General features: G+C 70.4%; 8 protein-coding genes. 2 read left to right on the top strand and 6 right to left on the bottom strand.

From position 1 onward, the window contains the following. Nucleotides 1-228: hypothetical protein (locus HMPREF3086_RS00445; protein ID WP_141763929.1), on the bottom strand; the 228-nt coding region annotated here is incomplete at its 3' end. A gap of 230 nt (nt 229-458) precedes the next feature. Between HMPREF3086_RS00445 and lexA the strand changes: the two genes are divergently transcribed. Further along, the gene (lexA, locus tag HMPREF3086_RS00440; protein WP_043566147.1) at nt 459-1,127 is read left to right on the top strand and encodes a transcriptional repressor LexA; all 669 of its coding nucleotides are present in this window, start codon (nt 459-461) and stop codon (nt 1,125-1,127) included. 72 nt (nt 1,128-1,199) lie between these two features. Here the strand turns inward: lexA and hflX are convergent, their stop codons facing one another. Together hflX and dapF are read right to left on the bottom strand one after the other, a co-directional pair. Next, nucleotides 1,200-2,651 carry a GTPase HflX gene (hflX, locus tag HMPREF3086_RS00435; RefSeq protein WP_061227713.1) on the bottom strand — a complete coding sequence of 484 codons (1,452 nt, stop codon included), beginning with the start codon at nt 2,649-2,651 and terminating at the stop codon, nt 1,200-1,202. Nucleotides 2,652-2,665: 14 nt separating this feature from the next. Next, entirely contained in the window at nt 2,666-3,598 is a 933-nt protein-coding gene (gene dapF / locus HMPREF3086_RS00430) for a diaminopimelate epimerase (protein WP_061227714.1), read from the bottom strand. A 118-nt stretch (nt 3,599-3,716) separates the two neighbouring features. Between dapF and HMPREF3086_RS00425 the strand changes: the two genes are divergently transcribed. Continuing rightward, nucleotides 3,717-5,897 (top strand): malate synthase G, encoded by a 2,181-nt coding sequence (locus tag HMPREF3086_RS00425; protein WP_070719680.1) that lies wholly within the window; start codon nt 3,717-3,719, stop codon nt 5,895-5,897. 112 nt (nt 5,898-6,009) lie between these two features. Here HMPREF3086_RS00425 and HMPREF3086_RS00420 read toward each other — a convergent pair whose 3' ends face one another. The 3 genes from HMPREF3086_RS00420 to HMPREF3086_RS00410 are packed head-to-tail and all read right to left on the bottom strand — an operon-like array spanning nt 6,010 to nt 8,359. Beyond that, the gene (locus tag HMPREF3086_RS00420) at nt 6,010-6,756 is read right to left on the bottom strand and encodes an IclR family transcriptional regulator (protein WP_070719679.1); all 747 of its coding nucleotides are present in this window, start codon (nt 6,754-6,756) and stop codon (nt 6,010-6,012) included. Continuing rightward, nucleotides 6,753-7,706 (bottom strand): tRNA (adenosine(37)-N6)-dimethylallyltransferase MiaA, encoded by a 954-nt coding sequence (gene miaA, locus HMPREF3086_RS00415; protein ID WP_070719681.1) that lies wholly within the window; start codon nt 7,704-7,706, stop codon nt 6,753-6,755. Before miaA ends, HMPREF3086_RS00420 begins: the two co-directional genes overlap by 4 nt. Then, nucleotides 7,703-8,359 (bottom strand): class III extradiol ring-cleavage dioxygenase family protein, encoded by a 657-nt coding sequence (locus tag HMPREF3086_RS00410; RefSeq protein ID WP_070719678.1) that lies wholly within the window; start codon nt 8,357-8,359, stop codon nt 7,703-7,705. The genes miaA and HMPREF3086_RS00410 overlap by 4 nt, the downstream gene beginning before the upstream one ends. Between the last annotated feature and the right edge of the window lie 309 nt (nt 8,360-8,668).

Raw genomic sequence — 8,668 nt, 5'->3', positions numbered from 1 at the left:
GACCCGGTCGGCGGAGGCGCCGCGGTTGGGCGAGGCGGAGTCGCGACGGCCCACCGGCCGCGCGCCGGGTCGGGTCCCGGTACGCCCACGGGTCTGACGCTCACCGGACCGGTCGGGATCCCGGCGGACACCGTCCGCGCTCGGTGCGGGAGCGCGGTGTTCTGCCGCGCAGATCTCCGTCCAGCGCGCGGTGGAGTCGGTGTGCGAGTGCATCTCCAGAATGGTCATGTCCACTCCCTGCTCGATACGGTGTGCGAAGCGGATTCGCACAACCGTATGGGTTTCTGTGTACGTCTGTTCGAATCCCGATACGCCTAGAGTTGTATCACGCGACTCCGACAAGGTCACCATTCCGCGACGAAAAACTTCGAACGTGTGTGTGTGGCGCTCCCCGCTGAGGGGCGATAGGGTGTACACAGATGACGACGTCGAACATCCATTCGCCGAAGGGACCCGAGATGCCGAAGCCCGACTTCGACTCACTGACAGACCGACAGAAGAGCGTGCTACTGCACATCCACGACACGGTCAAGGAGCGCGGCTATCCGCCGAGCATCCGCGAGATCGGGGACGCGGTGGGCCTGCAATCGACGTCGTCGGTAGCGCATCAGCTGCGGACCCTGGAGAAGAAGGGGTTCCTGACCCGGGATCCGCACAAGCCGCGGGCTGTCGACGTCCACGGGGTGCCCGGGCAGAAGGCCCGGGGTCGCCGGTCGCCGACCAGCGAGGTCCGTCGTCCGAGCGGAGCGGTCGAGCCCGTCTACGTCCCGGTCCTCGGCCGGATTGCTGCGGGTGGCCCCATCCTGGCCGAGCAGGCCGTGGAGGAGGTCTTCCCCCTCCCGACCGACCTCGTCGGGTCCGGGGACCTGTTCATGCTCAGGGTGGTCGGTGAGTCGATGATCGACGCGGCGATCTGCGACGGTGACTACGTCGTGGTGCGGCGGCAGAACGTAGCGGACAACGGCGATATCGTCGCCGCGATGATCGACGGTGAGGCGACCGTGAAGACCTTCCGCAAGGACTCCACGGGGGTCTGGCTCCTGCCCCACAACCCGTCCTTCAGTCCCATCCCGGGCGAGCACGCCACAATCCTGGGCAAGGTCGTCACGGTGTTCCGCAAGCTCTGAACCGGCCCTCGACGACGACGCCGCCTGCCCGGGATCGATCGGGTCAGGCGGCGTCGTCGTCGCAGGGGCCGGTCAGGCGGCCCCGTCGCGCGTACTGCTGTCCGAGACGAATTCGCCGAGCTCACCGGCCACCGAGGCGGGCAGCCGCACGACCAGGCGAGTGCCACGGTCGGTGTGCTCCTCCTCGACGACCGCACCCTCGGTGTGGACCCGTGCGACCACGTCACCCCGCGTGTACGGGACCTCTAGAGTCATCTCCATGTCACCGGAGGCCACGATCTGCATGATCCGTTCGAGCAGCTCGTCGACACCCTGCCCCGTGGCCGCCGAGACGAATACCGCGTCCGGCAGGGCGTGGTGCAGCTCGGTGAGCACCACCGGGTCGGCCGCGTCGATCTTGTTGATGACCACCAACTCGCGGGGGCGCTCGGCGTTCTGCTCCTCCACCACCTCGTTGATCACCTTGCGGACCGCCTCGATCTGACGAAGGGGGAACGCGTCCGAACCGTCCACGACGTGGAGTAGCAGCTCGGAGTCGACCACCTCCTCCAGCGTGGACCGGAACGCCTCGACCAACTGCGTGGGCAGATGCCGGACGAAGCCGACCGTGTCGGTGAACACGACCGATCGCCCGTCGGGGAGGTCGGCGCGGCGGGTGGTGGGATCGAGGGTGGCGAACAGCGCGTTCTGTACGAGGACGCCGGCGCCGGTGATCCGGTTCAACAGGCTCGACTTGCCGGCGTTGGTGTATCCGGCGATAGCGATCGACGGAACGGGCGTGGCACGCCTGCGGTAGCGCTTGGTGTCGCGGGACTGCTTCATGCCCTTGATCTCGCGACGCAGCTTCGCCATCCGCTCGCGGATGCGGCGCCTGTCCGTCTCGATCTTCGTCTCACCGGGGCCACGGAGGCCGACGCCACCGTTGCTGCCGGCCCGGCCACCCGCCTGGCGGGAGAGCGACTCACCCCACCCGCGGAGACGAGGGAGCATGTATTCCATCTGCGCCAGGGAGACCTGCGCCTTGCCCTCGCGACTGGTCGCGTGCTGGGCGAAGATGTCGAGGATCAGCGCCGTCCGGTCGATGACCTTGACGTTGACCGCCTTCTCCAGCGCCAGGAGCTGACCCGGGGTGAGCTCACCGTCGCAGATGACGGTGTCGGCACCCGTCGCGGCGATGACGTCCTTGAGAACGCTCACCTTTCCCGAGCCGATGAAGGTCGCCGCGTCCGGCTTGTCGCGGCGCTGGATGAGAGCGTCGCAGACCTCGGAGCCCGCCGTCTCGGCGAGCTGGGCGAGCTCCGCCATCGCGGCGTCCGCCTGGGCTGCGGACCCCTCGGTCCACACGCCGACCAGTACGACCCGCTCCAGTCGGAGCTGGCGGTACTCGGCGTCGTTGACGTCCTGGAGTTCGGTTGACAGACCCGCCACCCGGCGCAGCGAGGATCTCTCCTCGAGCTGCAGTTCGCCGATGGATGGATCGAGGTCGCGTGTCGGCCGCTCAACGGCCGTGTGATCAATAGTCATTCCCCAGCATCATCTCACATCGGGGCCGCGTGTGTCGCGTATGCGGGCGTGTGATACGCACCGCCGTGGAACCGGCCGCTGGCGACGAGCGCGGACGGACCGGTGAGGGTCGAACCGCCGTCGGCCAGGTGGACCTCGACCTCCCCGCCCGGTACCGCCACGACGACGTCTCCGCTGCCGCGTCCGGCGTCGGCCAGTGCGGCGACCGCCGTCGCCACGATGCCGGTCCCGCATGACATCGTCTCCCCCGCTCCCCGTTCGTGCACGCGCATGGTCACCCGGCCCCCGGTCAGGGGCGTGGCGATCTCCACGTTGACACCGTGTGGGAAGAAGTCGCGATCGAAGGTCGGGGGGTCGGCGACCGGCAGGGCGGCCAGAGCCGCGGCGTCCAGCCCGGGCACGACGCAGGCCAGGTGGGGGTTACCCATGTCGACGGCCACGCCCGCGAAGGTGCGGCCGCCGAGTTCTGCCGAGGAGAGTCCGAGCAGTCGCGGCTCGCCCATGTCGACCCGGACCGTGGCGTCGTCGCCGGAGCGGGACACAATCGTCGCGGGCCGCGGCCCGGAACGCGTGCCGATGGCGATCGTTCCGATGTCGGCCCGGTGCGTGGCCACCAGAGCGTGGGCGAACACCCGGACTCCGTTGCCGCACATCTCGGCGATCGAACCGTCCGCGTTCCGGTAGTCCATAAACCAGTCCGCGGGGTCGACCCCGTCCGGTAGCGCGGGAAGGACCCCGCGATCGACGAGGGCGCCGGCGGTGGCGATCCGGAGGATCCCGTCGGCACCGATCCCGCCGCGTCGATCGCAGAGCGCGCGGACCAGCGTCTCGTCGAGGTCGAGCTCGGCGTGGTCATCGGGCAGGATCACGAAATCGTTGAGGGTGCCGTGGCCCTTGATGAAGGCGATGCCGTCGGTGGCCGTCGGCGTGTTGTGGTCCGGAGTCATGTCGCGATCGTACTAGCGGCGGACCGGCGTTCCGCACTGCGGAAATAGCGGATGAAGCGCCACGACGAGGACATTAGAGTCGGTCGGGAGAACGATCCCCTACCTGAGGAGAGCATCGATGTCCGAACGCATCACCGTCGGCGGTATCCAGGTCGACGAGGTCCTCTACGACTTCGTCAACACCCAGGCGATCCCGGGCACCGGGGTCGACCCCGACGCGTTCTGGGCCGGTGCCTCCGAGATCTTCGCCGACCTCGCCCCCCGGAACCGCGAGCTGCTCGCGGTGCGGGACGAGCTGCAGTCGAAGATCGACGCGTGGCACCACGAGAACCCGGCGCCGATCGACCAGGCGGCGTACAAGGAGTTCCTCCGGGAGATCGGCTACCTCGTGCCCGAGCCCGAGTCGGTCTCGGTCACCACGGAGAACGTCGACGCGGAAATCGCGACCGTCGCCGGTCCGCAGCTGGTGGTGCCGGTCACCAACGCGCGGTTCGCCATCAACGCCGGCAACGCCCGCTGGGGTTCGCTCTATGACGCCCTCTACGGCACCGACGCCATCCCCGAGACCGACGGCGCCGAACAGGGCGACTCCTACAACAAGGTCCGTGGCGACAAGGTGATCGAGTGGGCACGTGAGTTCCTCGACGACGCGGCGCCGTTGGCCTCCGGCAGCCACGTGGGGACCACCGGGTACGCGGTCGTGGACGGCACGCTGCAGGTCACGCTCGCGGACGGCGCGACCACCGGGCTGGCCGACCCGGAGAAGTTCGTGGGCTACCTCGGGGACACCGCCAGCCCCTCCTCGGTGCTGCTGCGCAACAACGGCCTGCACATCGACATCCAGATCGACCCGGACTCCCCCATCGGCTCGACTGACGCGGCCGGCGTCAAGGACGTGGTCCTCGAGTCCGCCGTCACGACGATCATGGACTTCGAGGACTCCGTCGCCGCTGTCGACGCCGAGGACAAGACGCTCGGCTACCGCAACTGGCTCGGCCTGATGAAGGGTGACCTCTCCGAGGAGATCAGCAAGGGCGGCAAGACGTTCACCCGCGTCCTCAACGACGACCGCGTCTACACCTCTCCGGACGGCTCCGGGGAGGTCCGCCTCCACGGGCGCTCGATGCTGTTCGTCCGCAACGTCGGCCATCTCATGACGAACCCCGCGGTCCTGGACGCCGAGGGCAACGAGCTCCCCGAGGGGATCCTCGACGCGCTGATCACCGCGCTGGCGGGCATGCACGGGATCGCGGAGGGCAACGAGCGCGGCAACAGCCGCAGCGGGTCGATCTACATCGTCAAGCCCAAGCAGCACGGGCCCGACGAGGTCGCGTTCACCACCGAGCTGTTCGGCCGCGTCGAGAAGCTCCTCGGCCTGCCGACCAACACTCTCAAGGTCGGCATCATGGACGAGGAGCGCCGCACGTCGGTGAATCTCGCCGCCTGCATCGCGGAGGCGACGGAGCGTGTCGTGTTCATCAACACCGGGTTCCTCGACCGCACCGGCGACGAGATCCACACCTCCATGGAAGCCGGGCCGATGATCCGCAAGGGCGAGATGAAGTCCGCGCGCTGGATGAACGCCTACGAGGACTTCAACGTCGACACCGGCCTGGCGTGTGGTCTGCGGGGCCGCGCGCAGATCGGCAAGGGCATGTGGGCGAAGACCGACCTCATGGCGGAGATGCTCGCCGAGAAGATCGGCCAGCCGCAGGCCGGCGCCAACACCGCCTGGGTCCCGTCGCCGACCGGTGCGACCCTCCACGCGACCCACTACCACCGCGTCGACGTCCTGGCCCGCCAGGAGGAGCTCCTCGCCGGCGGTCGTCGCGCGAGCGTCGACGACATCCTCACGGTGCCGCTCGCCCCGAACACCGACTGGTCGGACGAGGAGAAGAAGGAGGAGGTCGACAACTCCTGCCAGACCATCCTGGGCTACGTCGTCCGCTGGGTCGAGCAGGGTATCGGCGTCTCGAAGGTGCCGGACATCCACGACGTCAACCTCATGGAGGACCGCGCCACCCTGCGGATCTCCTCGCAGTTGCTGGCCAACTGGATCCGCCACGGCATCGTCACGGCGGAGTTCGTGGAGGATTCGCTTCGCCGTATGGCCGAGGTCGTCGACAAGCAGAACGCTGGCGACGACGCCTACCGGGACATGGCGCCGGACGTCGAGTCCTCGATCGCCTGGCAGGCGGCCCGCGAGCTGATCCTCGAGGGCACCACGCAGCCGTCCGGTTACACGGAGCCGATCCTGCATCGCCGTCGCCGCGAGTTCAAGGCAGCGAACGGGCTGTAACCCCCCGCGGGAATCCGCTGCTCCCCCTCGGCATCCGCTACCCCTGCAGAGGTAGCGAATCCGGACCGGGAGTAGCGGATTTCCGGTATCGGGACGGAGGCACGTCGTACGGTCAGCCGAGGAGACCCTCCACCGCGGCCCTGAGTACGCCCACGGCGTCGTCCCTGCGGTCTCGGGTGAACCTGGCCTCGGGCCCGGAGGCGGAGATCGCGAACGCGGCGTCGCCCGAGCCGACGGCGATGGCCACGCATCGGACGCCTTCCTCCTGCTCGGACTCGTCGGTGGCGAATCCGCGGCGTCGCACCTCGCGGACCTGTTCGATCAGCGCCTCCACCTCGACGAGGGTCGAGTCGGTGTAGCGGCGCATGCCGGCCCGTTCCAGCAGCGCCCGGATATCGGCGTCGTCATCGCCCGCCACGAGGGCTTTGCCCACGGCGGTGCAGTGGACCTCGACGCTCCGCCCGACCTCCGTGAACATCCGCATCGAGTGGGGCGAGGGCACCTGGGCGAGGTAGACGACGCCGTCGCCCTCGCGGACGGCGAGGTTCGCCGTCTCCCCGGTGCCGTCGACGACAGCCCGCAGAACGGGCTCCGCCCACGAGGTGGTCGCGCGCTGAGCGGCGTCCCCGATCCGCTGGAGGCGGGGCCCGAGGAGGTAACCGCGTCCGGCGTCACGGCGGAGGTGTCCGCTCTCGGCGAGCGTGCCGCACAGCCGGTGGACCGTCGCGGCGGCCAGACCGGTGTCGGCGACGAGCTCGCCGAGATTCGCGCGTCCCCCGCGGCGGGACAGCGCGTCGAGCAGGGCGAACGCGCGGTCGACGGACTGGACGCGGGAACGCCCCGCGCCGGATGCGCTCATCGCGTCCCCTCCCCCAGGATCCGCAGGGCAACCTCGAGTGGCCGCGGGGCGTCGTCGGCGCGATCACGGGTGTCGGTGTCGATCCAGTGGATACGGTGGTCGCGGCCGAACCACGACCGTTGTCGGCGGACGTAGCGGCGGGTGCCGATGAACGTCCTCTCCTCGGCGCGGGCGCGACCCTCGTCGTCGATCCGCAGGGCGTCGTCCATCTCGTCGAGCACCTGGGCGTAGCCGATCGCGCGGCGGGCGGTGACGCCGTCGAGGAGCCCGACGTCGACCAGACCCTGCACTTCCTCCACGAGCCCGTCGGCAAACATCGTCGCGGTCCGGGCGGCCAGCCGGTCGTCGAGCTCGGGTAGCGCGCACCGCAGGCCGATCAGGCGGGTGCCGAAGCGTGGCTCCCCGATCGTCGGGCGGGACGCGGAGAACGGCCGGCCGGTGAGTTCGACGACCTCCAGAGCCCGGACGGTGCGTCGCGGATCGGTGGGCAGGATCGCCCGGGCGGCCTCGGGGTCGACCCGCGCGAGTTCGGCGTGCAGGGCGGCGACACCGATCTCCTCGAGCCGCCGTTCGTAGCGGGCCCGCACTTCCGGGTCGGTGTCGGGGATGCTCCACCCGTCGACCAGGGCCTGGACGTACATCATGGACCCGCCGCAGAGGATCGGCACGTTGCCCCGGTCGCGGATCCCGGCGATCTCCCGCTCGGCCTCGTCCCGGAAGTCCGCGACACTCGCGGTGTCGGTGACATCGAGGACGTCGAGTCGGTGGTGCGGGATGCCGCGCCGCTGATCCAGCGGCAGCTTGGCGGTCCCGATGTCCATGCCGCGGTACTGCTGCATCGCGTCGCAGTTCACGACCTCGCCGCCGAGGCGCTCGGCCAGATCCAACGCGAGTTCCGATTTGCCGGTGCCCGTCGGCCCGACCACGGCGACCGGGGCCGGCCCGTTCATGACCACCACCCGACGTGGTAGCCGACGCCGAACGGTGCCCAGGAGAGACTCCCGCGCGGGGCCCGCCCGCCCACGAGGTCCGCGAGGACCCGCCACGCGGGCCGGCTCCACCACCCGATCTCCGCGGCGACTCCCTCCCCGGGGTCGGGGAGCTCACCGTGGTCGCGGATCCACCGGGCGAGCCGGGAGTCGAGGTCGACGCCGCGCGGGTCCTCGGGGACGGGGGCGCGCGGCGTGAGGGAGGCGGGTCCGTCGGCGACGACGACGACGAGGTCGTCGGCCCCCACCGGCGGCGGGGTGAGCGACCGCCCGGTCACGCCGGTGAAGGCCCTCGGGAGGTCGATGTCCGCGCGGTCCAGCAGCCACCACGCGATCAGCGCCGGGTCGGGCACGGCCTCGTGCGGTGCCGGCGGGGCACAGGGCCGGCCGACCTGGACGTCGGCCCCCCACCGATCGAGCGTCGATCGGACGTCTCCCAGTGAGCGTCCGCCGCTGTCCGCGCCCACGACCCTGACCGCGGTCGCGTCCCCGACGGCCCGCCGGAGCACCCGGACCACCTCGGCGACCTCGCGTGTGGAGTCCGCGGCCGCGGTCCCGGAGAGCTCGGGCACGAGCGCGGGTGCGCCAGGGACCAGGACGACTGACGTGTTCACACCTCGAAACCCTACTGACCGCCCACGACTCCGTCGCAGGACGCCGCCGGGTGGGGCCGGCGGGGCGTACCCGGGGATACGGCGGACACCCGCGCGACGGTTGGTACACACTAGGAGGATGCCGCGCCGGTCCGAGCCGGGGCGGCGAGGCGACGTCCGGTGCGATCCCGGCGACGGTGCCGTGGCACGCGGCAGAAGGAAATGAGGACGAGATGACCGAGCAGTCACCCACCGCCACGGGCGGAGCGAACGACGGCGGGGCGACCCCGGCACCGGGTCCGCGACCCGGGCCACGGCCGGGCGCACCGT

This window comes from Dietzia sp. HMSC21D01, from assembly GCF_001815995.1.
Taxonomy (GTDB): Bacteria; Actinomycetota; Actinomycetes; order Mycobacteriales; family Mycobacteriaceae; genus Dietzia; species Dietzia cinnamea.
This window is presented reverse-complemented; position numbering and strand designations above follow the sequence as displayed.

What these genes read in the sequence shown, in the direction of transcription:
- lexA (WP_043566147.1), top strand. Translation starts at nt 459, where the DNA reads ATGCCGAAGCCCGACTTCGACTCACTGACAGACCGACAGAAGAGCGTG.
- HMPREF3086_RS00420 (WP_070719679.1), bottom strand. Translation starts at nt 6,756, where the DNA reads ATGAGCGCATCCGGCGCGGGGCGTTCCCGCGTCCAGTCCGTCGACCGC.
- HMPREF3086_RS00425 (WP_070719680.1), top strand. Translation starts at nt 3,717, where the DNA reads ATGTCCGAACGCATCACCGTCGGCGGTATCCAGGTCGACGAGGTCCTC.
- hflX (WP_061227713.1), bottom strand. Translation starts at nt 2,651, where the DNA reads ATGACTATTGATCACACGGCCGTTGAGCGGCCGACACGCGACCTCGAT.
- dapF (WP_061227714.1), bottom strand. Translation starts at nt 3,598, where the DNA reads ATGACTCCGGACCACAACACGCCGACGGCCACCGACGGCATCGCCTTC.
- miaA (WP_070719681.1), bottom strand. Translation starts at nt 7,706, where the DNA reads ATGAACGGGCCGGCCCCGGTCGCCGTGGTCGGGCCGACGGGCACCGGC.